This is a genomic window from Enterococcus sp. AZ078 (genome assembly GCF_051714985.1).
GTDB lineage: Bacteria > Bacillota > Bacilli > Lactobacillales > Enterococcaceae > Enterococcus_B > Enterococcus_B hirae.
Map to the genome: position 1 here is coordinate 2,481,564 of NZ_JBIOSW010000001.1, position 26,967 is coordinate 2,508,530.

At 36.8% G+C, this 26,967-nt stretch carries 22 protein-coding genes; 7 read left to right on the forward strand and 15 right to left on the reverse strand.

Features of this window, described 5'->3' with window-relative positions:
* Positions 1-26: 26 nt before the first annotated feature.
* On the reverse strand, positions 27-878 hold the full coding sequence (locus tag IGJ18_RS11600; RefSeq protein WP_438843347.1) for an iron chelate uptake ABC transporter family permease subunit: 852 nt from the start codon (positions 876-878) through the stop codon (positions 27-29).
* Positions 875-1,621, reverse strand: a complete 747-nt coding sequence (locus IGJ18_RS11605) for a metal ABC transporter ATP-binding protein (RefSeq protein ID WP_438843348.1) — start codon at positions 1,619-1,621, stop codon at positions 875-877. Before IGJ18_RS11605 ends, IGJ18_RS11600 begins: the two co-directional genes overlap by 4 nt.
* A 245-nt stretch (positions 1,622-1,866) precedes the next feature.
* Between IGJ18_RS11605 and IGJ18_RS11610 the strand changes: the two genes are divergently transcribed.
* Positions 1,867-3,240, forward strand: a complete 1,374-nt coding sequence (locus IGJ18_RS11610; protein WP_010737111.1) for an amino acid permease — start codon at positions 1,867-1,869, stop codon at positions 3,238-3,240.
* Positions 3,241-3,473: 233 nt separating this feature from the next.
* On the opposite strand, the gene IGJ18_RS11615 is transcribed toward IGJ18_RS11610, so the two are convergent.
* The 4 genes from IGJ18_RS11615 to IGJ18_RS11630 all read right to left on the reverse strand — a co-directional run bounded on the left by IGJ18_RS11615 (position 3,474) and on the right by IGJ18_RS11630 (position 6,313).
* Positions 3,474-4,373 (reverse strand): LysM peptidoglycan-binding domain-containing protein, encoded by a 900-nt coding sequence (locus IGJ18_RS11615; RefSeq protein ID WP_081128444.1) that lies wholly within the window; start codon positions 4,371-4,373, stop codon positions 3,474-3,476.
* Between the two features lie 113 nt (positions 4,374-4,486).
* The gene (locus IGJ18_RS11620) at positions 4,487-4,657 is read right to left on the reverse strand and encodes a hypothetical protein (RefSeq protein WP_164445097.1); all 171 of its coding nucleotides are present in this window, start codon (positions 4,655-4,657) and stop codon (positions 4,487-4,489) included.
* 1 nt (position 4,658) lies between these two features.
* The gene (locus IGJ18_RS11625; RefSeq protein WP_081128442.1) at positions 4,659-5,330 is read right to left on the reverse strand and encodes an NAD(P)H-dependent oxidoreductase; all 672 of its coding nucleotides are present in this window, start codon (positions 5,328-5,330) and stop codon (positions 4,659-4,661) included.
* Between the two features lie 77 nt (positions 5,331-5,407).
* On the reverse strand, positions 5,408-6,313 hold the full coding sequence (locus IGJ18_RS11630) for an AraC family transcriptional regulator (RefSeq protein ID WP_034699918.1): 906 nt from the start codon (positions 6,311-6,313) through the stop codon (positions 5,408-5,410).
* Positions 6,314-6,507: 194 nt separating this feature from the next.
* On the opposite strand from IGJ18_RS11630, the gene IGJ18_RS11635 reads away from it, so the two are divergent.
* The 3 genes from IGJ18_RS11635 to IGJ18_RS11645 are packed head-to-tail and all read left to right on the forward strand — an operon-like array spanning position 6,508 to position 10,205.
* Positions 6,508-7,965 (forward strand): glycoside-pentoside-hexuronide (GPH):cation symporter, encoded by a 1,458-nt coding sequence (locus tag IGJ18_RS11635; RefSeq protein WP_034699920.1) that lies wholly within the window; start codon positions 6,508-6,510, stop codon positions 7,963-7,965.
* Between the two features lie 15 nt (positions 7,966-7,980).
* Positions 7,981-9,015, forward strand: coding sequence for an aldose epimerase family protein (locus tag IGJ18_RS11640; protein WP_096708738.1), 1,035 nt, complete (start codon positions 7,981-7,983; stop codon positions 9,013-9,015).
* 2 nt (positions 9,016-9,017) lie between these two features.
* Positions 9,018-10,205 carry a galactokinase gene (locus IGJ18_RS11645; RefSeq protein WP_096708737.1) on the forward strand — a complete coding sequence of 396 codons (1,188 nt, stop codon included), beginning with the start codon at positions 9,018-9,020 and terminating at the stop codon, positions 10,203-10,205.
* Positions 10,206-10,427: 222 nt separating this feature from the next.
* Here IGJ18_RS11645 and IGJ18_RS11650 read toward each other — a convergent pair whose 3' ends face one another.
* The 5 genes from IGJ18_RS11650 to spxA all read right to left on the reverse strand — a co-directional run bounded on the left by IGJ18_RS11650 (position 10,428) and on the right by spxA (position 15,906).
* The gene (locus IGJ18_RS11650; protein ID WP_034867740.1) at positions 10,428-10,895 is read right to left on the reverse strand and encodes a DUF4809 family protein; all 468 of its coding nucleotides are present in this window, start codon (positions 10,893-10,895) and stop codon (positions 10,428-10,430) included.
* Between the two features lie 542 nt (positions 10,896-11,437).
* The gene (gene pepF / locus IGJ18_RS11655; protein ID WP_034699929.1) at positions 11,438-13,252 is read right to left on the reverse strand and encodes an oligoendopeptidase F; all 1,815 of its coding nucleotides are present in this window, start codon (positions 13,250-13,252) and stop codon (positions 11,438-11,440) included.
* Positions 13,253-13,375: 123 nt separating this feature from the next.
* Positions 13,376-14,371: a competence protein CoiA gene (locus tag IGJ18_RS11660; protein ID WP_438843349.1), complete on the reverse strand. Its 996-nt coding sequence runs from the start codon at positions 14,369-14,371 to the stop codon at positions 13,376-13,378.
* A 100-nt stretch (positions 14,372-14,471) separates the two neighbouring features.
* A complete protein-coding gene (locus tag IGJ18_RS11665; RefSeq protein WP_010720865.1) occupies positions 14,472-15,119 on the reverse strand; it encodes an adaptor protein MecA in 648 nt (215 codons plus the stop codon).
* 388 nt (positions 15,120-15,507) lie between these two features.
* The gene (spxA, locus tag IGJ18_RS11670) at positions 15,508-15,906 is read right to left on the reverse strand and encodes a transcriptional regulator SpxA (RefSeq protein ID WP_002296384.1); all 399 of its coding nucleotides are present in this window, start codon (positions 15,904-15,906) and stop codon (positions 15,508-15,510) included.
* Positions 15,907-16,684: 778 nt separating this feature from the next.
* Here spxA and IGJ18_RS11675 point away from each other — a divergent pair.
* Complete coding sequence (locus IGJ18_RS11675) at positions 16,685-17,392, forward strand: HAD family hydrolase (RefSeq protein WP_010720866.1); 708 nt, start codon at positions 16,685-16,687, stop codon at positions 17,390-17,392.
* 120 nt (positions 17,393-17,512) lie between these two features.
* On the opposite strand, the gene IGJ18_RS11680 is transcribed toward IGJ18_RS11675, so the two are convergent.
* The 4 genes from IGJ18_RS11680 to IGJ18_RS11695 form a co-directional block, all read right to left on the reverse strand.
* Complete coding sequence (locus tag IGJ18_RS11680; protein WP_438843350.1) at positions 17,513-20,707, reverse strand: DEAD/DEAH box helicase; 3,195 nt, start codon at positions 20,705-20,707, stop codon at positions 17,513-17,515.
* Positions 20,708-20,722: 15 nt separating this feature from the next.
* Positions 20,723-23,857, reverse strand: a complete 3,135-nt coding sequence (locus IGJ18_RS11685) for an AAA family ATPase (protein ID WP_438843351.1) — start codon at positions 23,855-23,857, stop codon at positions 20,723-20,725.
* Positions 23,857-24,984 (reverse strand): exonuclease SbcCD subunit D, encoded by a 1,128-nt coding sequence (locus IGJ18_RS11690; protein ID WP_438843352.1) that lies wholly within the window; start codon positions 24,982-24,984, stop codon positions 23,857-23,859. Before IGJ18_RS11690 ends, IGJ18_RS11685 begins: the two co-directional genes overlap by 1 nt.
* 200 nt (positions 24,985-25,184) lie before the next feature.
* Positions 25,185-25,811: a lysophospholipid acyltransferase family protein gene (locus IGJ18_RS11695; protein WP_010720870.1), complete on the reverse strand. Its 627-nt coding sequence runs from the start codon at positions 25,809-25,811 to the stop codon at positions 25,185-25,187.
* A gap of 128 nt (positions 25,812-25,939) precedes the next feature.
* Between IGJ18_RS11695 and IGJ18_RS11700 the strand changes: the two genes are divergently transcribed.
* Entirely contained in the window at positions 25,940-26,674 is a 735-nt protein-coding gene (locus IGJ18_RS11700) for a tRNA1(Val) (adenine(37)-N6)-methyltransferase (RefSeq protein ID WP_010720871.1), read from the forward strand.
* Positions 26,664-26,945: a GIY-YIG nuclease family protein gene (locus tag IGJ18_RS11705; protein ID WP_438843462.1), complete on the forward strand. Its 282-nt coding sequence runs from the start codon at positions 26,664-26,666 to the stop codon at positions 26,943-26,945. Before IGJ18_RS11700 ends, IGJ18_RS11705 begins: the two co-directional genes overlap by 11 nt.
* The last annotated feature ends 22 nt before the right edge of the window (positions 26,946-26,967 follow it).

Consider the following 26,967-nt stretch of genomic DNA (forward strand, 5'->3'; position numbering starts at 1 on the left):
TGATTTGTTTTACATGATCATTCTTTTTACTCGCTTTTTATGACTCGTTTATGAGCAAAAAAGATTCCCTTAGAAGGTGAAAAGCAAAATGCCAACAGAAAGAATAGCGCGCAAGCTAAAACGATGGTTGCACCGGAAGGCCAGTTATAGCTATAACTAAAAAATACCCCCAAGATTGCACTTAATACACCAACTGTTGATGAGATAGCAATCATTTTCACTAAACTATTCGTTAATAGATAAGCTGTAGCAGCTGGTGTGATCAACATCGCAATCACTAAGATCGTCCCTACTGTCTGTAAACTAACCACTGCGACTAACGTCAGGAAAAACATGAGCAAATAGTGGATCAAGGTAATATTTAGCCCATAAGTTTTAGCCATCATCGGATCAAAAGAAGTAATTTTGAGTTCTTTATAGAAAATGAACACAAACAATAACACAATACCGCTAACGATCGCCGTCATCTGCAGGTCGCTTTCTCTCACCGCTAACACATTTCCAAATAATATATGGTACAGATCCGTAGCACTTTGGGCAAAAGAAATCAAAATGACTCCTAATGCAAAGAATGAACTAAAGACGATACCGATTGCTGTATCATTTTTTAATCGACTTCGTTGGGTGACAAAACCAATGAGCCCTGCCGTCAGCATGCCGAAAACCGTTGCACCTAAAATATAACTAAAGCCAAACATGTAGGAAATTGCTACTCCTGGTAAGACCGCATGTGAAATAGCATCTCCCATCAACGACATCCCTCGTAAGATGATAAAAGATCCGATCACCCCGGAAGCCAAACCAACGAGCATTGATGTGAACAATGCATATTGTAAAAACTGGTAGTTCATCATTCCTTCAATAAACGATTGGATCATTTTTCTTTTTCTCCTTTCACTAATTGCCCGATCACTTCACCATAAGCAATCTTCAGATTTTCTGAAGTAAATGTCGTTGCAACAGGTCCGGCAGCGATCAATTGCTGATTCAATAAAATCACTTCATCAAAATATTCTGTTACTTTGTGCAAGTCGTGATGAACAATGATGATCGTTTTATCTGCTGCTTGTAATTCTTTCAATATTGAAAAAATTTTTTTCTCACTTACGGCATCAATCCCTACAAATGGCTCATCAAGAAAAATCCATTCTGCTTGTTGCGCCAATGCGCGGGCAATAAAAACACGTTGTAACTGTCCACCCGACAATTCGCTTATTTGTCGCTTCCCATACGAAGCCATACCGACTTTTTCTAATGCTTGCTGTGCTCGTTCTTTTTCTTTTTTTCCCGGACGTTGTCCCAACCTTAATGATGGATAAGTCCCCAATAAGACCACACCTAACACATCAATTGGAAAAGAGAGATCCAATTCATTTCGTTGTTCAACATAAGCGATTTTTTTACGTGCTTCTTTTAGCAATGAACCGCCAAAAGAAATTTCTCCAGATACTTTGGGAATCAAAGCCAGTATAGCTTTCATAAAAGTTGATTTTCCCGCACCATTTGGACCGATGATCCCAGTGATTTTTTTGGGTTGGATCATTACATCAACTTCGTTTAACGCTAACTTTCCTTGATAAGCAACGGTTAATTGCTGGATATTAATGATCGCTTCTGACACATTCCCCACTCCTTTTAGGGTTACCTAACTTTTTATTTAACTATAGTTTAACTAAAGACGAAAGCATTTTCAAGTATCCCGCATGATTTTTTTTACAAGAAAGGCTCGCAATTTGTGAGAACTTTCTGTAAAATCACATCAAGAGTTTTAAAAGCAAATTGTCTTTATTGATCATTTATTTGTTATTAATGTCTATCATTTATTCGTATTTGCTTGTTTTACTCAAAAATGAAAGGAGTTTTAGTATGGAAGAAGAAAAATTAACTCGAAGCCTTAGTGCCCGTCACATTCAGATGATTGCACTAGGAGGAACGATCGGCGTAGGATTGTTTATGGGTGCTTCCTCAACCATTCGTTGGACAGGTCCCTCAGTAATGGTTGCCTATGCTGTCGCAGGTCTCTTTCTTTATTTGATCATGCGAGCACTTGGCGAAATGCTTTATGTCGATCCTTCAACGGGTTCTTTTGCGAATTATGCTAGTAATTATCTTCATCCTGTCGCTGGTTATTTAACTGCTTGGAGTAACATCTTTCAGTTTATTGTTGTCGGGATCAGTGAAGTCATTGCAGTCGGTGAATATATGAATTATTGGTGGCCTCATCTGCCAACAATCATTCCTGGGATTGTCGTCATTCTCTTTTTGATGCTTGCCAACTTAGCTTCTGTTAAAGCTTTTGGTGAACTAGAATTTTGGTTTTCAATGATTAAAGTCGGCACGATCGTTTTGATGATTCTGGTAGGGCTAGGTGTCATCTTATTTGGCTTAGGAAATCAAGGCCAAGCAGTCGGGATCTCTAATCTTTGGAAAAACGGCGGTTTCTTTACCGGCGGAGTAAAAGGTTTCTTTTTTGCGCTATCCATTGTTGTTGCATCTTATCAAGGAATCGAGCTGATCGGAATGGCCGCTGGAGAAGCTGCAAATCCGAAAAAAACGATCGTTGAAGCTGTTCAATCAACTATTGGACGAATCTTGATTTTTTACATTGGTGCTATTTTTATTATCGTTAGTATCTATCCATGGAATCAATTAGGCACAATAGGTTCCCCATTTGTTCAAACATTTTCTAAAATCGGGATCACATTTGCTGCCGGATTGATCAATTTCGTCGTCTTGACGGCTGCCTTATCTGGGTGTAATTCTGGTATTTTCAGTGCCAGTCGAATGATCTACACCTTAGCAATCAATGGAAAAATGTCGAGGAAATTTTTAAAACTAACCCGTCATGGCGTACCTTTTTATCCAGTCGTAGCGATTTCTAGCGGGATATTGATTGGCCTAGTTTTAAATTACCTGTTACCTTTGTTTGTGAATCATGCAGAAAATATTTTCGTTTTTGTCTATAGTTCCAGTATTTTACCGGGGATGGTTCCTTGGGTAGTTATCTTACTTAGTGAGATCCAATTTAAAAAACAACACCCAGAAGAAATGAGAGATCATCCATTTAAAATGCCATTATCACCTTATACCAATTATCTTACTTTATTATTTTTAGCCATTGTCTTGATTTTTATGTTTATCAATCAAGAAACAAGAATTCCATTGATTATTGGTCTCGTGTTTTTGTGCTACATGACGATTCATTATTTTCTACGTGAACGAAGACTGAAAAGTCGCTAATCTTCATCAAAAAAGCAGGGCTTCCCATCAAATGGGACCCTGCTTTTTTTATGGTCTAAAATAAAAAAATTTCTACGATTATTTATGTATCACTATCTTACTATTATCTATATCTTTTATTCAGTTCACGATGAACTTAAACAAACCATTTCAATTCAAAAAAATAAGCTAGTGTCCAATCAATTAATTGGTCGCTAGCTTATTTTTGCTGATCAAGGCATCTTGTCAGTGGCTTAATTCAATTTCAATACTTCTCCAGGACTGAAGAAATAGCTGTCCATCGTCATCCCATTCAATGATAAAAGCTTATCAACTGGTATCCCTGTACGTTCCGCAATCTGGTTGGGACCTTCTCCTTGTTGAACGACAGTAGTAGCAGCTTGTTCATTTGAAGTAGCGCTTGCTGTCTGTCCTTCGGTTCCTTGGGTAGCTTGGGTAGCTTGACTGGAAGATTGTGTCGTTGAGTCAGTCGTCTGAGAAACACTAGTTTCCGTTTCACTAGTTGTTTGACTGCTTGACGTTTCTGCTTGTACCGAAGCACTTGTTCGGAGATAGATATCAGAAATTTTAGCTACTTGTTCCGTATAATCGGCTGAAAGTTGGTTGATCCAATTTGCAAGATCTACGCCTTCTTTGGTTGGTGCTGCTTGATACGTAGCTTGTAATTTGCTGATCCCTTCATCGGAAATAGCTTGTAGCGCTCGAGCCTTTTGATTAGCAATCGCAGACAACCCCATCACACCGTTTTGATTGTTCTGAATCTCAGCTTGGTATTCTTCGATCAAACGAGGCGTTTGTTCTTCCAATTTCTTTGTATAATCTGTCATAATCGTTTGTAACTGATCCGTCAGTGTGCCTGTTTTCGATTCTTGAGTCGAACTTGCAGTTTCTTTATTTTTTGGTTTCGTTGTGGAAGAAGCTTTTTTTGTGGTAGTTTCGCTTGTTTTTGCGACCGAGCTTTCTGCACTCGAACTATTCTTTCCATGAAAATAAAGAGCTGTAACAGCACCTATAAGGACTAAACAAACGGCAACAGCCGAACCAATTTTGATCAATCGGCGTTGCGTTTCTTTTTTCTGTTGTTGTCTACGAGCCATTCGGACATTGACTCTTTGCTCGTTTTCTTCGTTCATTACTTTCACCACCCATTAGTATATAAAATAGCGTTATCAATCCTACTTTAATCCCATTGTAGCAAATAATCATCATTCTGAACATTTTAAACTGTGTTATTTATAAACAAAACTCACCATTTTTGATGATTCCAGGATTCTCCATCGATTTCTCCTTGTAATTGGACTTTTCGTTCTGAAATTTCCAGTAAAAGTTTTTTTGTTTCATGCAACAAAGCTTTTGTTTCATAATCTACCGATGTACTTAATTCTTCCAATTGTCGTACAAACCATTCTTCCGCCATTTTATTGCTCCTTTAATTCTTGTAAGATAAATGTGAGGTCTTCAATCTCTTCTTTTTCATTCTCTAAATAGTCGATTAAGAATGCTTGCTTGGTCTGATCTAGTTGTTGTAAAGAATGATTGCTGCTTAGTCGCTCAATAAACCAGTTTATTCGCTGGATCAAGGTCGGTTTGCCTACTAATGTCAGGTATTGTTGATACACCACTAAACGCTCCCAACGCTTTTCTTCTGTTTGATACATGAATTGCGCCATCACAAATGGAGGTAAAAAAGTCATTTCAAACTTGTGGGCAATCCGCTGATACGGTCTTAATAATTCAGAAATGGTATATTCTTCTTTCCCGCCTGCTTGATATTCTTTTTCAGAAACGCCAGTTGTCACGACAACCCCTAATTCTTTGCCTCTAAGAATTTCGTCAGCATGTTCCAATACAGTGTCCTCCCATAGTTTTAAATGAGCTGGCGCACTATACCAATACAAAGGGAATTGGAAGATGATCCGGTCATGTGTTTTTAATAACTCAAGTTCTGTATCACGATCAATCGTCCAATCTGGGTAATGTTTTTCCAAATGATGCCAAGTAACCGTTAAATTTTCAGTTGCTTCTTTAAAAAATTGTTGGTTCAATGATGTCTCAATCGTAGGATGACTAACGATAATCAAAGTTCTCATTTCTTGACTCCTCTTCATTCTTGCTATTTCCTAGTTTAGCACAGAACACAAAATGTCATTAGTCTCCTGCCTTATGGTTAGGTAGACCAGGAAACAATCTCTTGTTCTTCTAATTCTTTCTTCAAAGCACCTAATGAAAGGTTTTTGGACGCTTCATTTTTCATCCGTTTCCGATAATTTGTTGCTGTTTCTCCAGTTGTCTTTTTGAACATTCGGCTAAATACAACTAAACTATTAAAACCAACTTGATAAGCGATACTCTCTACTGAATCATCAGTCAACGATAATAAAAATGCTGCTCGGTTGATTCGCACGCCAATCAAATATTCTTTGATACTCGTTCCTAATTGATTTTTAAAGACTCTTGATAGATGACTCCGGTTGACTGACAGTTGTCGAGCAATTTCCTCTACTGTTAAATTTTCTGGATAGTGTTCTTCAATATACTTCACTGTCTCGATTGCTAGTGGCGAAGAAACCTTTTGATTTCCCAAACCGATTTTCCCGCCATCTTTTAGTAATACGGATAAAAAGCGATAAGTCAAAGCCGTCAATTCTAATTCATCTGCTAAACCGTCTTGTGAATAATGAAGACAGTCCAAAATAATATCTATATATGCCGAAATACCTGCAGAAACCATTGTATACTGATCTTCTTTGAATAAGGAACGTTCAATGATCTCTTTCGCTAATGGCCCACCAAAAGACAACCAACAGTAGACCCAAGGCTCTTCACCATCTGCTAAATAAAAAGTAGAATCCCCTGGCCGGATCAAAAACAGATCACCTTTTTGCAATTGATATTGCTGTTCTTTCACATGGTAAGTTCCTTTACCTTCCATCACGACATGTAACACATAATCTTGTCTGATTGCTGGACCGAAAGAATGATATGGCAAAGTTTTTGAAAATCCACAAAAGTCAAAATAACACCCTTTAGCTAATTCTTGACGTTCTTTTTTTAAAAATATTGCTTGCTCCATCGCTCTCACTCCTTTGTTTTTACTTTACTCTTCTTGTTCTACAACGTGCAACAAAAAGTTAAATATTAGTCACAAAAATATATTCATCAGGAAGCGTTTTCTTGATAAAGTCAATAGTAGAAAAAGAACTTTATTTATTTATTGTAACCGGTTAACTTTTTATTGTATATTTAACAAAGAAGGGATTAGATACTATGAAGAACAAAATGATACAACGGGTTTCTTATGCTTTAGGCGCATTCGGTCATGATACTTTTTATGTTACTCTCAGCACTTATTTTATGGTTTTTGTAACAAGCGAGATGTTTGCAGGTACAGATAAAGCAACTACTGCTCGAATGATCGCTACGGTGACCAGTTTAGTCGTTGGTATTCGTTTAATTGAAATCGTTTTCGATCCATTGATTGGCGGGATTATTGATAATACTCGAACAAAATATGGAAAATTTAAACCATGGCTGGTCATTGGTGGTTTAGTTAGTTCATTCCTTTTGATTTTTCTTTTTACTAATTTCTTTGGCCTTGCTACTCACAATACAACTTTGTTTATCATCCTTTTTACCATTGTTTTTGTATTATTAGATAGTTTTTATTCATTTAAAGATATTGCTTTTTGGTCAATGATTCCAGCTTTAAGTACTGAAACCAAAGAAAGAGAAAAATTCGCGACTTTTGCTCGATTCGGTTCTTCCTTAGGAGCAAACGGGACCACTTTGGTCGTCGTACCAATCGTCACATTTTTCACTTATTTAGTTACTGCTCATCATGTTGAAGGCGCTTCAGGTTGGTTCTGGTTCGGTGTGATTACCGCTGTGATCTCTGGAGGAACTGCAATTATTACAGCTTTAGGAACAAAAGAAGTCGACACGGCGATTCGTCAACAAAATGAAAAAGCAAGTATCAAAGATGTCTTCAAAGCAATTGCCCAAAATGACCAATTAATGTGGTTAGCACTTTCTTATATTGCTTATGCTATTGCCAATGTAGCAACAACTGCCGTTTTATTCTACTTTTTCAAATATGTCTTAGGTCAACCAACTCAATTCTGGATTGTCGGTTTAGTAGCAGCTTTACTTGGACTAGTCGCTGTGCCTTTATTCCCTGCTTTGACACGATTGATTTCTAGACGCTATGTCTATATCGGCGGTATTGCGATGATGATCAGTTCTTACTTCTTCTTCTCTATCGCAGGCACTAGCTTACCGATCGTGATCGTTGGACTTGTTTTATTTTACTTCCCACAACAGTTGATCTTTTTATCTGCCTTGATGACAATCACTGATTCTGTGGAATATGGACAATGGAAAAATGGGATTCGTAACGAAGCTGTGACTTTATCGATTCGCCCACTGCTCGATAAAATTGCAGGTGCTTTATCTAATGGGATCGTTGGGTTTGTCGCAATCGCAGCTGGTATGACTGGAAATGCTTCTGCTGCTGATATTACCAATCATGGAATCATGACTTTTAAAGCGTATGCATTTTATGTTCCTGCAGCATTGATGTTCTTTTCTGCCATCATTTTTGCTTGGAAGATCACTTTGACAGAGAAAAAACATGCGCAAATCGTCAAAGAACTAGAAAATAAATTAGCTTCACATGAAGAACTCGCATCTGAATTAGAAGATGACTTTATCATTCCACAACATTAAGAAAGGAATTATATTATGACGATTACAGAAAAAGACTTTGGTCAGGGGTACCATTTGATCACATTATCCAATACTCACGGACTTAAATTAGCCGTCACTGACTTAGGTGCACGGATCGTTCAGCTAACTGCTAATGATCGGGAATTAATTTTAGGGTTTGACTCCGCACAAGAATATTTGACAAAAGATGCTTATATCGGAGCAACGATCGGACGAACAGCAGGTAGGATTGAAAAAGGCCAATTTTCTTTGAATGATCAAACCTATCAATTGAGTGTCGATCCTCAGACAGGGCATTCACTTCATGGAGGTACACCAGGATTTGAACAGAAAAAATGGACGTATCAACTAAGTGAAACAGACAAAGAAAGCTCAGTCACATTTACTACTACCAGTCCCGACGGAGAACATGGTTTTCCTGGAAATCTATCCGTAGAAGTTTGTTATACTTTGACAGAAGACAACATTTGGCGTGTTAGAACGCAAGCAATCAGTGATCAGGATACGCTTTTCAATCCGACCAACCACGTGTATTTCAATTTAAGTGGCGATGTAGAGGAATCAATTGATCAACATACACTTTGGCTAGACAGTGAGTCTTTCGCTCCATTACGACCTGATAGTATACCAACTGGCGAAAAAGCGAGTGTTGCTCAAACACCTTTTGATTTTCAAACACCTCAAAAATTAGCCACCGTCTTTACTAGTCAATTTGAACAAAAACAACTTGTTGATGGGATCGATCATCCTTTCTTTTTAAATAACCCAGGTATGAATCATGTATCGGCTTATTTATTAAGTCCCGATGAACAAATCAAAGTAAGCATCATGACCGATTCACCTAGTGTTGTGATCTTCACTGCTAACTTTGGGCAAGATACCCCAGAAATGCATGGAAAGAAACTAGCCAACCACGGTGGTATCACGTTTGAGACTCAAATCGCTCCCGGAGCAGAACAGTATCCAGCTTTTGGAAATATTCATTTAGCAGCACACACACCATTTGAAACAACTACAGAATTTAAAATCGACACAAGAGAGGATATCTAACTATGGAAATCAAACGCAGTTTAAATACAAAATTCGCAGAAATCTTTGGACCTAAAAAAACCACACAATATTTTTCTCCAGGCAGAATCAACTTGATTGGTGAACATACAGATTATAATGGTGGTCATGTTTTCCCTGCCTCCATCACTTATGGCACACAAGGAGTTGCCGCACCTCGTGAGGATAATAAAGTATTGGTCTACTCAACAAACTTTGAAGACGACGGTGTCATCAGCTTTACTTTAGACCAACTTGATTACGACAAACAAGCAGGATGGGCAAACTATGTCAAAGGTATGATCGTTAAACTAAACGAAGCAGGCTACCCAATTGGACATGGTTTTGAACTCTTAGTTGAAGGGACGATCCCGAACGGTGCAGGACTTTCAAGTAGCGCTTCCTTAGAATTGTTAGTCGGTGTTGCCTTAGAAGACTTATTCCATTTATCCATTGATCGACTTGAATTAGTTCAAATTGGTAAAAAAGTAGAAAATGAATTTATCGGTGTCAACTCGGGGATCATGGACCAATTTGCGATTGGCTTTGGCGAATTAGACAAAGCTATTCTACTTGATACAAATACGTTAAAATATGAAATGGTTCCAGTAAAATTAGATGGCTATGCAGTAGTAATCATGAATACAAATAAACGTCGTGAATTAGCTGATTCTAAATATAATGAACGACGTAGTGAATGTGAAGAAGCACTAAAACGTCTCCAACAAAAATTAGCTATTCAAGCATTAGGTGATTTAGACGAAGAAACATTTGAAGCAAACATTGATTTGATTGGTGATGACACATTGATTCGTCGTGCTCGTCATGCAGTTACTGAAAACCAACGAACATTAGAAGCTAAAGCTGAACTGGTACAAGGAAACTTGGCTGCTTTTGGTCAATTATTAAATGCTTCACACGATTCGTTGAGACATGATTATGAAGTAACTGGTATCGAGCTTGATACATTAGTCGATGCAGCTCAAAAACAAGAAGGTGTCCTAGGCGCCCGTATGACAGGAGCTGGCTTCGGTGGCTGTGCGATCGCATTAGTCAAAGAAGAAAATATCCCTAACTTTAAAAACAAGGTCTATGATGAATACTTAGACGTCGTTGGCTACGCCCCAGAATTTTATGTGGCACACATCGGCAATGGTACTACAAAGATTATGGAAGAAAGTGTTTCAGCTTAATCCAATGAAAGAAATGTAAGGTAGTTCAACGTTACGTTTCAAAAGAATAAAGCAAAATTATGATCGTCACTTTTCAAAAAAAACAAATAATCATGAAATGCTACCTGAAAATAAGTGTCAAAATAAAGACTGACCGCCAAAAGTTCATTTAAACAACTTTTGGCGGTCGGTCTTTTTGCAGCTAATTTTCTCACCATATCCATTTCAATAAAACATCTACTATTATTGAAATAAATACGCATGATCCGTTTGATCTTCGATTCGTTTTTGCCATTCAGGATCATGTTTTGGTACAGTGGCTATTTCTTTAAATTTGTATGGTCCTAATTCAAAAAACTGTTGAAGGATCTGACTCACTTGCTCAAATAAAGCTGGACGCTCCATCCTATTTTTGACGGTCAGTTGCTGATCAGCTGTACAAAAAGTCACATTTCCTAATTCTTCAGAAACATTGATCGTCTTGCCCGCTCTACTCAACTGGCGAACTTCTCCTAACATTTCATAGATGTCCTCACCTTCATATCCTTCTAGTAGTGCTAGACTGTCAACTAACGAACTCACAGTCAAATCAGCAATGATTGCTGTTTTCGTTCCTAATTGCAACGAATAGATCGCAGCATCTACGATACCACAGGCATTACAACCACCTTCTGTTAACTCACTTTTTCTAGTGATTTGTACTTCCATCATTTCTGGCTCACCTTCTTCCTATTATAGCTCTGTTTTTTATTCTTCGCGTTCTTTGCTCTTCTTTTCTTCATTTCCAAGCGAGCAGCTTCTCGCAGACAACGTACATGACAATTGACATAAGTTAACACTACTTCATCTGACTCTTGTTCAAATCCCCAAAAAGACATATTCATCCTTCCATTTCTTTTTTGAATGTGTATGGTACAAAAATATTGTGCAACTTCTCTGACAATAAGAAAAATTTTGGCTTATTTCATAGAGTTGACACTTGAATACCATCTATGTATTTTTAGAAGTATTGATAGGCATCTCCAACATCTATCAGACAAATTATTTTCTATAGCATAAGAAAAAATAAAATTTACGTCAATATGAACAAGCAACTATAAAAAAATAAAATGCTCTTATTTATTTTAATTATGAGGTAAATAACTAAAACCCACAGAAATCCACATAGGACTTTTGTGGGTTTCAGCTATTTAGATCAGATAAAAGAAACAGAAGCTATCTGTTGATAATCAACGCATTCTTGTCTCGAACACTTATGACAATTTTTCAACTAGTTCCTCTAATTCATTTAATCGTTGTTCAAACTTAGTCATAGCTGATTCGATATAATCAGCTTTTGTCATGTCGACGCCTGCTTTTTTCATGACTTCAACTGGGTAATCACTATTTCCTGATTTCAAATAAGTAAGGTATTTTTCTAGAGCATCTGGCTCTTGACCCCAAATTTTCTGCGCCAAAGCAGAGGCAGCTGAAAAGCCTGTTGCATATTGATAAACATAATAATTATAGTAGAAATGTGGGATACGAGACCATTCATATTTGATTTCCGGATCTTTTTCTACCGCTGATCCATAATATTTGGCATTCAATTCCCCATAACTGTCGCTTAGATATTCACTAGTCAAAGGTACACCTTTGGCATCTTCTTCATGCATGAAATGCTCAAATTCTGCAAATTGTGTTTGTCTGAAAATCGTTCCTTTGAATCCATCAAGATAATGATTCAAGACATATGCACGAACACGTGGATCTTGTTCAGTTTCAAGCAAGTATTCTGTCAAAATATTTTCATTAGTTGTTGAAGCAATCTCTGCTAAGAAAATAGAATAATCACCGTAAACAAACGGTTGATTTGAACGAGTAAAGTAACTATGCACACTATGTCCCATTTCATGTACGAGCGTAAATAATTGATCCAACGTATCATGCCAGTTCATTAAAATATAAGGATTGGTATCATAGCTTCCTGAAGAATAAGCACCACTTCGTTTCCCTTTATTTTCGACCACATCGATCCAACGGTCAGCAAAAGCTTTTTCTACCACTGACAGATATTCTTCCCCCATTGGTGCCAAAGCTTCCAAAGCTTTCTGTTTCGCTTCTTCGTAAGTGAACTTGATAGGAGCTTCTCCTAATACTGGTGTATATAGATCATACATATGCAGTTTTTCTACATTTAAAAGACGTTTGCGTAATTCCATATAGCGATGCAATAGCGGAAGATTTTTATTGACTACTTCAATCAATGTATCATAAACACTTTCTGGGATATGATTATTGCTCAAAGAAGCTTCTCTAGCAGAATGATAATGGCGAATTTTTGCTTTGTAATTGTGCCCTTTGATATGGGTACTCAATGTTGAAGCAAACGTATTTTTAAATTGATCATAGACACGATAAAGCCCTTTGAATGCAGCTTCTCTAACTGTACGATCTGTGCTTTCCATCAATTGACCATAGACACCATGAGAAAGCTGGATTTTTTTCCCATCTTCTCCCACGATCGTAGGAAACTCTAGATCGGCATTGTTTAAAACAGCAAAAGTATCACTGGAAGCGCCAAAAATTTCTCCTGCTCCAGCTAGTAATGATTCTTGTTCTGCAGATAATATATGCGCACGATTATCCACCATTTGTTTTACGTAATGACGATACAGTTCTAACTTCGGCTCTTGCTCAAAATACTGCCAAATCTGCTCATCCGAAAGTTGAAGGACTTCTGGTTCATACCAAGAGACTGCTTCACTTACTTTAGAAAATAAACTTCCTGCTCTCGCATATAACGCTTGATAAGTCGTATTTGCTGTATCTTGGTCATTTTTTAAATGAGCATAGACATAAATGAGTTCCACTTTTCGGTAAACATCTAAAACAAATTCAAGCGCATTCAGAAATTCTGTCGCACCCTTTGCTAATGTTCCTTTATATTGATCGGAATTTTTTAATTCTTCTGTTAATTCTTGGTATTTTTCATCAAATTCTTGATCGCTAGAAAAGATTTTGGTGAGATCCCAAGTTAGTTCTTCAGGCAATTCTTCTCGTTTTGGTAATTGGGTCGTTTCACTCATTTAATACACTCCTTTATTGTTTTCACTCTTTTTTTCTAATTCATATTGAAAATAGAAAAATGAATAAGCCTACTAAAATCAGCTACTCTTAATTAGTGTATCATAATTTATTTCTGTTTGACATCAAGAATATCTCCTCACACTCCTGGTAAAGTAATCGGAAAATCTTTTTCTTATCAACCATTGGATAAAGCCAAGTTGTTTTATTTGGTTCAATTTTTTGGAGCCAATTGAGATACTTCCATTGTTTGTTTCTGCCTGCTTGTTCACTGATGATTTCTTCAAATAAAAGACGATAAAAGAAGACTTTTTCTTGAAAATAAAAAAAAATCGACTTTCTGCGTACATCCATGGAGATAAATAAAGTAAATGTTTTTTTCTAAGATAGAATTGTTTTTGTAAATGAACGTATTTAGACTGACGATAGTATAATTTTTTTTGTAACCATTTTTGACAGCCAACATTAGTAAGAACTTTTTGCCGATTTTGATTCTCCATCTGTTTTTCTAATAGACTTACAGGAGATTCACTAAAGAAAGGCCAGCTGATTGTTTCATAGGTTACTATTCCAGAAAATAATTCTGCCAAATGATAAAACAAATATAATCTTTTTTCCAGCCAATCGATTTTCCATAAATGAGTACCCATGGTGTCATTGTACATACAAAAGTACTTTTCTCTCGTTTTTAAACGATCATTTTTGAAAAAAGCAGAGCCTAAGATCCACCAAACACGATAGTTTTTGCTTAGATATCCTTTTGTTCGTTCTTTCATCCGTTCATAAGCGAGAACTGAACACTGAATTTCTATGGCTAGATCCCCGCAAAGGATATCTGGTCTTTGTCGAAGGGCTGGTAAATAGGCTTCTAAGACAGGCGGATGAGTAACAAATTGTCTACACCACTCAAAAAAATATTTTTTGAGTTGGAGATGCTCCGTTGTTTCTTTCTCACTAAAACCAAAACAATCCTGTAAATTTTTGTGAGAAAAATGTGCTGTTTTTTGCTGCCCAGTTTTTAATATCACTGGTTCCTTACAAGCTGGGCAGAAAAGACATTGCCGTTTCGTACATGTTGTAGCCAGATATCTTTTTCCATGTTTATCGATTGCAACCATCATAAATTAGCTGCCCCCCTTCTAAAAGAAAATACGTCAAAAAAAGAACCTGATCATTTTCATTGATCAGATTCTTCAAATTGTTTCTTTGCTTATTTGCTGCTTACGCAAAATAAAATTTTGTACGTTCCAAAGCATTTCGTTCCATAAGTAATTGCGCATATTCGTTCAATGTTTCAATGGTCCGATCGCTTCTTTCTGCAAACTCTAAAATTCGAGCTACTTCATTAGCGACATCTGTTTGGTTTAAATCTTCCATCCAAAAATGTACGGCTAAATAGTAGATACCATCTAGTAAATACAAATCTGTCCAGGCTGATTCCAACTCGACATCATTGGCTAGTTGAATCATTTGTTCAAAGTCTTCAAAAGCAAAAATCGCTTGGTGTTCTGTTTCATCGGAAATGCGTTCAGTCGTTTCTTCTTCATTATTTAAGATTTGTTGCTGGATAAATTCAGTTACATCATCAGAATCTAAAGAGTCTTCGTCTTCTTGGAGCATTTCTTCATTCGGTAAGTTTTTACTAATAAAAAGTTCTAACCCGTCTCCTTTAGGAAGCACTTGAAATGTAACAGCTTCGCTACTGCGGAACTCATCTTCAATATCAACTTCTTCTAAAATACTGTAGAAAAAATTTTCGATCTCTCTATGGTTACCAAGCAAGTCTAAAAATGAGACGCCTCGCTCTTCTAAATCTTCATGACCGATCATTACTCGGATCGTATTTTCATTAATATGTTCCATTTCCATCTGGCTACACCTCACTTTGCCACAACTATCAATATAACTTCATTGTAGCGAAATAAGCTTAAATGTAAAGAAAAAAAATTACCATTTAAAATCAAAATAAGTTTTTAATTTAACCTTGACATCATTTTTTTCACTTAGCTAAACGTAAAAAAGAGCTTAGGACAAAAAGCCACTCCTAATGCGAGAACGAATAAACGGCATTCAAAAAGTAATCCTTAACAATAAATCGAATTTTTGACACCAAGTATTTTGGTCTTCTCAAATCTTGCTATCAGCTAAAGAATAAAATTCATTTACATGTTACATCTAGTTATATGTACTTTCTATTCCGGTAAAAAAAAACTTAGAAAAACTACAAAAATAGTTTTTCTAAGTTAACGTTTATTTTCTATAATCCAGCCATTAATTGTGCTTGACGCAATTCCAATTGACGTACATCACGTGGTAAGAAACGACGGATTTCATCTTCATTGAAACCAACTTGTAGGCGTTTGTCATCGATCATAATCGGACGACGCAACAATCCAGGGTTATTTTGAACGAGTTCTAACAGTTCTTGCAATGGTAAATCATCAAGATCCATGTTTAGTTTTTGGAAAACTTTTGAACGTGTTGAAATAATTTCTTCTGTGCCATCTTCAGTCATTTGTAAGATTGCCTTTAATTCTGAACTATTTAATGGTTCAGAAAAGATATTTCGTTCAACAAATGGAATTTGATGTTCTTGTAACCACGCACGGGCCTTTCTACAGGAAGTACAACTTGGGGAAGTATATAGTGTTAACAACGTGCACCACTCCTTTTCATGACTAATGTCACTTTTTTGTAACAGAAGATCATTATAATCTTCCATCTGTTTCTATTATACATAATCAACTTTTAAATAGCTAGCTTTTTTCATAATATTTTATCAAAAAAATGAAAGTTATCTAAGATTTATATTCCGTAAAACCAACACTTTACGTTTAGTTAGCAATTAAAAAATGAGAGTTTTCAAATTTAATTCAAATATAACCAACCATTGAAACAGGCTTTAAAGTTGTACTATTATTTTATTACTCACCCCACAAAAAAACGGTTTCTTTGAAAAAATTATGTTTTTTATTTCTGTCTTCTTTATTTTGTTTGCTATTACAACAGTCCTTTTAATTGAACCTAACCCTTATTTTGTCCGCTAATTAAGCACCCTTTTATATTACAATGGTTATAAAATGAAAATCACTACAAAACGCCTTATCGTCATCATTAAGTGTTATTTTATATTTTAATCATTTTCGTTTTTCTGTATTAAAAAAAACATTCTTTATCGAGTAAAATAGGATTATTCTATTAAAATTAGTCAGAATTTCGTTTCATTGAGGATTAATTTATTCATCAGATAATCAAATGATATTCAATTTTACTATTTTAGTGAAAAAAACTGAAACTTAAAAAGCTTATTCTGTCAAGAAAAGCGAAATATAGTAATAAAAACCTTTATTTAACAACGTTTTAACAGGTATTTTTCTGATACAATAGTCGAGGATTTATGAAAAAAATGATGAAAACCGAAAGGCGTGTAGAATTTGATTAAGTCAGTTGTTTTTGACGTTGATGATACGATGTACGATCAACAACAGCCATTTAGAAATGCGGTAAAAAAAGTAGTGCCGCTTGTTTCAGATATAGATATGGGACCATTATATCTCCGGTTCCGTCATCACAGTGATGAAAATTTCCCTAAAGTGATGGCAGGAAAATGGACCTTGGAGTATATGCGTGCACATCGAATCAGCCAATCACTAAAAGACTTAGATTATCCACATATTACTGAAGAAGAAGGTCTTTATTTCCAACAAGTTTATGAAGAAGAATTAGATAATATCTGTCTTCATGAGGAAGTAAAGAAAACATTGGACTTCTTGACTGAAATGAATATCCCTCTCGGAATCATTACCAATGGTCCCACCGATCATCAAACCAAAAAATTGAATCAACTTCAATTAGCAAACTGGATTCCTTCACAGCATATGATCGTTTCGCAAGCAACAGGATTTCAGAAACCAGAAAAAGAGATTTTTCAACTTGCTGAAGAACGTTTCAATCTAACTGCAGAAGAAACTCTATATGTAGGCGATAACTACGACAATGACGTATTAGGTGCTAAAAGAGCTGGTTGGCAAGCGCTTTGGTTTAACCATCGTGAACGAAAAGTTGATGGTCCATTGAACTGTGATATCGAAATCACCTCATTTGATCAATTATTAGAAACGATGAAAGTAATTTTCAGCTAAAGCATCCATGCACAGCTCCTAGCAAAACAAATAACTAAAAAACTCTCGAAACATAATCTTGTTTCGAGAGTTTTTTATTATTGAGTCTTAAGATTTAATTATTTTTTGTTTCAAAAATTTTTAGTCTTCCAGGTCTCCGACACTCAGAATCATCCGGATATCACCTTCCGTTAATTTGGTTAATTGGTCTTCATTTCCTTGGATGACTTTTTGGAATAACTCTCTTTTTTCTTGTTGTAACGAATCCATCCGCTCTTCAATCGTTCCTTCTGCAATCATGCGCCAAACTTCGACCACATTTTTTTGTCCGATACGGTGCGCACGTCCTGCCGCTTGTTCTTCAATGGCTGGATTCCACCATAAATCATACAGAATTACCGTGTCTGCTCCCGTTAAGTTGAGTCCGGTTCCGCCAGCTTTCAATGAAATCAAAAAGACATCTCGTTCTCCTTCATTGAATGCATCTACCATCGTTAAACGATCTTGCGGTTTGGTGCTTCCTCTTAAGTAAAAAGTAGAAATTCCTAATTCTGCTAGTTCTTCTTGTAAGATGGTCAACATACCTGTAAATTGAGAAAACAACAGAACCCGCCGATTGTTTTCTTTGGCTGCGACCAGTAGATCTTTGACTTGTTCTAGCTTTCCTGAGCCACCTTCATAATCCTCCAAGAATAATCTTGGATCACAGCAAATTTGGCGTAATCGTGTCAAACCAGCTAGAATACCGATGCGATTCTTTTTAAAAGCTTCTGAGTCCATAGTAGAAATCTCTTCTCGCATCTGACGTAAATAAGCCAAGTACACGGTTTTTTGCTCTTCTGTCAATGCAGAATAAAGATTCATCTCGGTTTTTTCTGGTAGATCGCTTAACACGGTTTGCTTATCCCTTCGTAACACAAACGGACGAATCATTCGGGCAATTTCTTCAGGTGCCAGCTCTCTAAAGCGGGTCTTATTCGGGAAAAATCCTGGCATAATCGTCGCAAAGAGCGACCATAGTTCTTCCAGATTATTCTCAATTGGCGTCCCGCTTAAGGCAAAACGTTGCGGTACACTTAATTCTCGTAGCGCTTGAGCTGTTTTAGTACTACTATTTTTAACCATCTGAGCCTCATCAAGGATCAAATAATTAATCGCATGTTTTTGATAATCTGCTAAATCTTGTCTTAAACTAGCATAAGAAGTGACTCTGATATCTGCCTTACGAGCTAATAGTTCTTCTCGTTCCTTTTTATTCCCGTTGATTACTTGGATGCTCAAAGAAGGAGCAAATTTTTTCACTTCTGCTTGCCAGTTATAGATCAAACTAGCAGGAGCGACGATCAAAGCAGAGAGTTCGCCTTTTTCTTCTTTTTCTGAAAGCAAATAGGCAATTGTCTGAAGGGTTTTTCCTAGACCCATTTCATCTGCTAAAATTCCGCCAAACTGGTAATTTCCCAGCATTTTCAACCATCGAAATCCTTGTTTTTGGTAATCACGCAATTCAGCTTGTAGACCTGCTGGCAAGGATACTTGATATTGTTCAGGTTGTATTAGATCTTGGATCATTTTTTGATAGGAGTCACCAAAAGTTGCTGAACTTCCTGCTAACTTATCTTGAATGATCAATCCTTGGTTTTTAGGCACATGGATCGTTCCAGATTCTGAACGGATCGATTCACGGAATTGTTGCAAGATTTGACTTGTTTGCTGAAACTCTTCGGAATCAAAGGACAATACTTGCCCATTTTCTAACGTATAGAAAGCATCATTTCGCAACAAACTTTGTAAGACCTGATTGATTTCTTGTTCCTCAATCCCAGTCACATCAAAACGAATATCTAACCATGAACTGGTTTCTTCCACTTCGATCTTCGGTTGATGTCGATGTGCATCTAAATACAATTCCCGAAGTTTTTTCCCAAGACGGACCTCACCAAACTGACGAAAAACGGCTAACTCCGTACGGAAAAAAGTATACAACTCTTCTCCTGTTGGCAATAAACGTTCATAGCCTGTATCATTTCGTTGGTAGCGATACATTTTGAACAAGTCTAATACACGTTGTTCTTGGGCTTTGTCTCTTAACACTTCAGAAGCATTTTCAGCAATAACTTCATGTTTTTTATCTGTTGAAAAAACGACTTCATCATACACAAAATCAACACGAGCCTGGATCTTGCCTTTCGATTTTCTAAAGAAGAAAATAAATTCCACTGGCACATCAGCAACTTCTGCTTTCACTTCATCCGCTATGCTCACTTGACCAATTTCAGATAGCAATGGAATGATTTCTTTGAATAATGAGGATAGTTCTTGCTTAAGAAACAATACTTCTGGTTTCTCAAATCTTCTCATAAGCTGTTTCCAAGTTAAATAGACTGCTTGTTGACGTTTTGTTAATGAATAAAAAGTTCCTTGGATCATTCCCCATTGATAATGAGTAAAGAACAACTCAAAGTCATTCAGTGCGCTTAATTGATAGGCCTCTTCTTTTTTTGTTACCTCAAATTCTAAGGAAGGCTCATTATCAGAAAATCGAACCCCTTGATAATTCACTTCTCCGATCTTCATTTGGAGTTTTGTCGTTTGGTTCATTTGTTCTAACAATGTTTTTGCTTGTTCGATCGGTAATAACAAATAACGTTTATCTAATTTCCCTTTAACTTGTAGGCCGTTTGCACCTAAAAGAAGTTGCGTTTGGGCACACTCAGCTAACGTTTTTAAGATTACTTGATCTTCTCCTTGAAAAGCTCGTTGATCTAGATGGAACTGGTATTGTTTATTCACAGTGTAACGTTCATTTTCCATATAGGAATGTAAAAAATCAAAAATGTTTTTAACGATATACGTTTTCTTTGGCTGATCTAAATAGCCAATCCGCAAATAAACGGCTAAAATAGCTAATTCCGGATGATAATGATTGGTCTCAATCGTTTCTACTTGATATTCCACAATCAATGGTTGCGTCCGTGGTGAATTTTTTTTGACAGTTAGTCTTGAAAAACCTTTCGTTAAAATTTCACCTTCGCTACTTTTTTTGACTGGTTCTAACGCAGGTTGATCTGCCTTGATTATTCGTGAAAGATTCTTAGAGCGCAAGTACAGTTCGACTGCCACTGTATGCTTACAATAATGATGTTCTTCCCAATAAGGGCATTGGCAGAAATCGACTTCTTTGGCTGTCCCATCTAAATCGACCATATACAATTCACTGCCTAAGACTTCCGCATGCCAAACTTTTTCTTCTTGGTCAGGGACAACCGATAATACCCGTCCTTCTTGCAGATATTGACGTCCTCTTGCAATGACTTTTTCTGGAATGCTCCATTTCATCAGTTAATCCCCCTCTTATCCAAGATGATAGCGTACTTTACTTTGTCCGCTACCTTCTGTTTCGATTCTGATTTGTTGTACTACTCGTTCTTTTAATTCTCTCACATGGCTGATGATCCCGATCATACGACCTTCACTTTCAATTGTTTCTAATGCTTCAATCGCCATTTCAAGTGCTTCTTCATCTAACGATCCAAATCCTTCATCAATGAATAACGCTTCGATCAACACACCACCGGCTTGTGTCTGGATCACTTCAGCTAAAGCCAACGCTAAGGATAAAGCTGCAATAAAACTTTCGCCACCAGATAGCGTATGAGCCCCACGTGTCAGACCTGCTTCATCATCATAGATATTGATCTCCAACCCAGTTTTCCCACGGTAACTTCCCACTTCATCTGCAAGCTCAAATTGGTAACGATTTTTCGTCAGACGTTGCAATCGCACATTTGCCACTTGTAGTACTTCTTGTAAATACACTTGTAGTACGTATCTTTCCAAACTGGTTTTTCTAGGGTTTTCCCCATTCATCGTTTGCGATAATTGTTGTAGTTGGATCAATTCATCTAATTGTTCTTGACTCGCTTGATAAATCGAAGAAAATTCTTCGATGATTTGCTGATTCTGCTGTTCTTGCTCTTGCAAGTGATAACAATGTTCCTGTTGTGTTTGAACCGTAGCTTTTAGCTCATCTAGTTGTTGCTCCAATTGTTCTAAATCAGGAAGTGTTTCAGCTAAAGCAACATGGTTCAACTGGCTTAAGCGGTCTTCAACGATTAATCGTTCTTTCTCATATGTGTTGACCAGTTGACTCTTCTCTTGGTATTCAACTGTTTGTTTAGCAAATGCCAATACCTCATCTGCTTCTTTAAAGTAAGCTTGCTCTTTTATTTTTGCTGAAATTTGCTCTTGGATACGCTGAATTTTATTTTCAATTTTTGCCTGTTGCTCATGAATATTAGCCATTTGCGCTTTTAACAAACTGATTTCTTGAGAAAAACGAAGTTCTTTTGTTTTTTCTTCTGCTAACCATTGGGCTTTCATCGCAACATTTTCTTCTAATTGGTTGACATCCTCAATCAAAGTCTGAGTATTTTGTCCTTCTAACTGTTTCGTCAAGGTAACAAGCTCCCCTTGTACTTGTTGGAGCTCTTCTTTGTTTTGGCTGATTTGTTCGGTGATCTTCTTTCGCTGATCTTCGATAAGACTTAAACGTTCAGTTAGTGTTTGAGTAGCGATTTTTGCCTGTGTGATGGCCTCTGCACGCGAATCCAAATCATGCTGGATTTTTTCTAAGGATACAAGAGGATCATCTGCTATGGCAAATTTAAACGATTGCTGGATCAAATGTTGTAATCGTTCTTTGCTTTTTTGGATCTCTACTTGTTTTTCTTCTCCAAAGTTTTTTAAGTCAGCTATTTTTTGTTCTATTTGTGCTTTTTCTGCTTCACTACGCCCTATTTCTTGATTGATTTGTTCAAGATTTGTTTCTGCCTCGGCTAAATTTGCTTCCAGTTGGACAAATTCTTCTTGATTAGGCAATACATGCTCATTTTGTTGTTTAGGATGCTCCGTTGACCCACAAACTGGACAAGGTTGCCCTGGTAATAATAGCAATTGCAACTTCGCAATTTGTTGGCTTGCCCATTGACTCTTTAAAAGATCAACTTGATTATTTTGTTTGCTTAACATTACTTGTTGAGCTTGGAGTTTTGTGATCAGTTCGGACAACTTGGTTTGATTCATCTTTAACTGTTCTGTATTCTGGTGATTTTCTGTAAGGATAGTTTGGTACTTTTCTTGCTCATGCCGAAGTTGTTCGTAACACAATTGATCACTGTGCAAGCGATCTTGGTCAAGCAGCAGTTCTGCTAGTCTTTGTTCTTCTTCTTTTAACTGGACTTGTTCTTGAAGAATTTTTTGTTCTTTTTCTTCTGCTTTTTTCTTAGCCTTTTGTAACTCTTCACTTTCATTTTGCTTTTTTTGCCATTCTTCCGCAATTGGGATCAATGACTTCATGACTTGTAATCGATTCGCTGCATGTTCCATTTCTTGTTGGGCATTTTTTCGTTCAGGTTCATCTTTACGCCACTGTGCATACGCTTGTTCTTGTTGCACGAATGTTTCAGAACAAGTCTGTTCTTTATCAATCAGTTCTGCTTGTTCTTTCTGGTATTCTTGACTTCGTGTCAACGTATCGACCAGTCGTTCAGCAAATTCATAATGAGTGATCCATTGTTTTATTTCATTGATTTCACTTTCTTGCTGGATCAATTCTGCATATTTTTGCTCTAATTTTTGCTTTTCTTCCTGACGTGTTTGCAATGTTTGCGAATGATAATAGGTATCTTCTAATTGCTTTTGTTGTTCTTGTAAATGAACCAGTTTATTTTTTTCTTGGAGAAGTCTTTCTTGTAATGTTGTTTGCTCTGCCTGCCAATAAGTGAATAACGCATCAAAACTTAAGGTTTCAGGAACCGTTCCTGTGTCCAAAGGGATAAACCGTTTTTGCAGCAAACTCAATTCTTGCTCAAGATGATCTAATTTTTTTTGATGTTCTTTGGCTTTTTCTTTCAATTGTTCATTAAGTTGTTGGAAAAATTGCGTACCAAACAAATTACGTAAGACAATTTCTTTCTCACTACTTGATGAAATTAAAAAATTACGAAATTCTCCTTGAGGTAGTAAAACGATCTGAGAAAACTGTTTCGCATCCAGATTCATTAATTCTTTGATTAATTGATCCACTTCACTACGTTTCGTGTATTGGCGCATTTCTTTGCCCGCTTCATCAAAGATCGTCAAAGAAACTTTTGCTGCTTGCTTTCGATTGCCTTCACCTTTACGTTTGGCCAAGAGTTGTTCTGGCTTACGTTCAATCTCATAATTCAGCCGCTGATGCTCAAATGAAAAAAAGACACACGTTTCTTCTTCAGGCGTAGCAAAAAGAGACCGCATTTCTTTACCAGTCCTGATTCTGCCAGAAGTTTCACCAAACAATGCATAAGTCATTCCATCAAAAAGAGTCGTTTTTCCTGCACCTGTTTTTCCAGTAATCAAAAATAGTGGTGCTTCGGTCAATTTCGCAAAATCAATTGTCTCGTCAATAAAAGGACCAAAATTTTTTAGTCGTAATTTCTTGGGTTTCATTACTGATCATTCCTGTCCGTGAGTTCTTGTAGCGTTTCTTTTAACCAGATTTCCTGCTTGTTCGTCAACTGTTCCTTGGTCATTTCTTTGAAAAAGCCTTGTGCGATCTTATGTGGATCCTTTGTCATCATCTTTTTTTGTTTTCCCTGTTTCAGTTCTACTCGACCGTTTGAACGTTCCACACCAAGTATCCGTGGATAGATTTTTCTTAATTGATTCATCATGTTAGGGATAATTGTTCGATCTTCCAAATAAATTTGGAGATAATTTTCACGATTGATCGTCTGATAAAAATCTGGATTCAACAGCTCTTTAAAACTTGCTGTTATTTCTTCAATATCATATAACGGGGTCAGTTCTCGAAAATTCAAAGAGACGTTCTCTTCTAAATCTACGATCCAGACACCTTTTTTTTGATTGATTTCTGACAATGAAAATTTTAAAGGCGACCCACTGTAACGGGCATTTTTTTGATTCAATGCTGCTTGATTGTGGAGGTGTCCTAATGCGACATAATCAAATGGTTCAAGTAAATCTCCTGGAACAGCATCTAATCCGCCTACTTCAATTTTGGTTTCTGAATCTGATTTCATACTCCCGGTCACAAAAAAGTGACTCACTAATACTTGTTTTTTCGTTGAGTCAAACTGCGTTTTCATTTTCTCAATGACTTTTTCCATTGCTTGTTGAATGGTGCGTATCTGCTCATCTTCAAAATATATCCTCGCTGAGATTGGTTCAAAATAAGGCAAAAGGAAAAATTGCGTATCCTTGAATATGATTGGTTGAAAGGCTTCTGTCAATCTAGTTTGTAAATAATAATCGGACTGACTGAACCAAGGTGTTCCTGTCGAAAGTCGAATACCGCTATCATGATTTCCGGATATCGCAAAAATCGAAAATCCTTCCCGTAGATTCCATTCGACCATCAATTGATTGAACACTTCAATGGCATCCACAGACGGAACACTTCGATCATAAAGATCTCCCGCAATCACGATTGCATCAACATTTTCTTCTTTTGCAATTGCTAAGATCTGGGTTAAAACATGCTCTTGTTCCTTGATTCGATCGTATCCTTGTAGTTTTTTTCCAATATGCCAATCAGCTGTATGTAAAAAACGCATCTCATCACCTCAAAAAATGTCCTTCTAATTATTATAACACTTCCCCTCATTACATGATACCTAGGATCATTACGGACTAAAACAAATAGGCAATGAAAAAAAGTTGCTGATTCCGTATAAACATAGATAATCCCATGCTTAGAAAGAACCGCAACTTTTATCATTACCTTGCGCTTTGATTTTTATTGAAAAAGAATCATTTACTTTTTATTTTTGATTTCATATTTAAAGTCAGGATTGACTTCTTTGTCTAATTGATCGAAAGCGGCTTGTGTTCTACGTTCGATTTCTGCCATTCCTTCTTTGTCTGTTTTTTTGATATCAGACAAATCGATCGGTTCACCAAAACGTACAACCACCCGTTTTCGCTTGAATAAGTCACCCAAAGTTAATGGTCCTTGGTAGACAGCAGGAACGATTTTTGCTTTTGACATTTTAGAAATCAATGCCATTCCGCCTTTTAATTCCGTTGCATGTCTTGTTCCACTTGGGAACATAATCAAACCTAAATGAGTAGATTTTAAAATTTTAACTGGCGTTTTGATGACACTAGGTCCTGGATTTTCTCTTTTTACTGGAAACGCATGGGCATGTGTCAAAATAAAGCGTAATACTGGATTTTTGAATAATTCTTCTTTTGCCATAAAGCTAAATTCTTTAGGCGAAGCTGCTACAGCAAGATATAAAGGATCCCACCAAGTTCGATGTGGCGCTACCAAAATATAATTCTCATCTTGTGGTAAAACTTCTTTATTTTCATATCGGGCATTGCCGTTGATCACTGCTAAGATCACTCGGACTAGCCCTCTCATAAATCGATAGAACATAGTCTCTTCCTTTCTAGGTGTATGGTCATAGTATGCCTAAATTTAGGAAACTTTACAAGGTACCTTGGTTCTTTTTTATAAAAATAGTATAATACAATCAATTAGTTTTTTCATTTTGGAGGGAACCCATGCTTCACGAAGATGAACGGATCGATCAATTATATGCAAATGATATTAAAATCATTCAAAGTCCTCACGTTTTTTCTTTTTCACTAGATGCTGTTTTGCTTGCTCATTTTGCACGTGTACCGAAAAAAGGACAAATCGTTGACCTCTGTGCAGGGAATGGTGCAGTCGGTCTTTTTTTGAGCAAACGAACGAATGCGTTGATTGATGGAATCGAAATTCAACCACGTTTAGCGGATATGGCAAGACGTAGTATCCAATTAAACGAGCTAACACACCAAATGACCATCCATACGCTTGATTTAAAAGAAAGTTTATCCGTTGTTCGTCATAATTCATGTGATTTAGTCGTCTGTAATCCCCCTTATTTTAAGGGATTACCAACCAATAAAAAAAATCCGAATGAGCATTTAGCGATTGCTCGACATGAAATCCATACTACCCTTGAAGATGTGATCCAAATTTCTAGTAAATTATTAAAAACCAATGGACGCTTTGCAATGGTCCATCGCCCAGACCGCTTTTTAGAAATTATTCAGTTACTAGAAAAACACCGTATCGCCCCTAAAAAAATTCAATTCGTTTATCCAAAAATGGGGAAAGAGGCAAATATTTTGTTGATCGAAGGAATCAAAGAAGGCAAATTAGATGGCTTTAAAGTTGCTTCACCGTTGATCACATACATGCCTGATGGTAGCTATACAAATGAAATCCGAGAAATTCTTTATGGCCAGTGAGCATTATTTTTATGTCTTAGCTTGTAAAGATGGCACGTTTTACGGTGGCTATACGACGAATCTTTCAAGAAGATTAGCAGAACACAATCATGGAACAGGAGCTAAATATACCCGATTACAAAAAAGGCGCCCCGTCAAAATGATCCATGCTGAGGTGTTTGCAACTAGGAGTGACGCAACAAAAGCCGAAGCAGCCTTTAAAAAACTCACGCGCTCTCAAAAAGAACGGTATTTAAAGACACAGCCCTCTCATATGTTGCCAGAACAATAATTTGGGTCAATATTACTGGGGC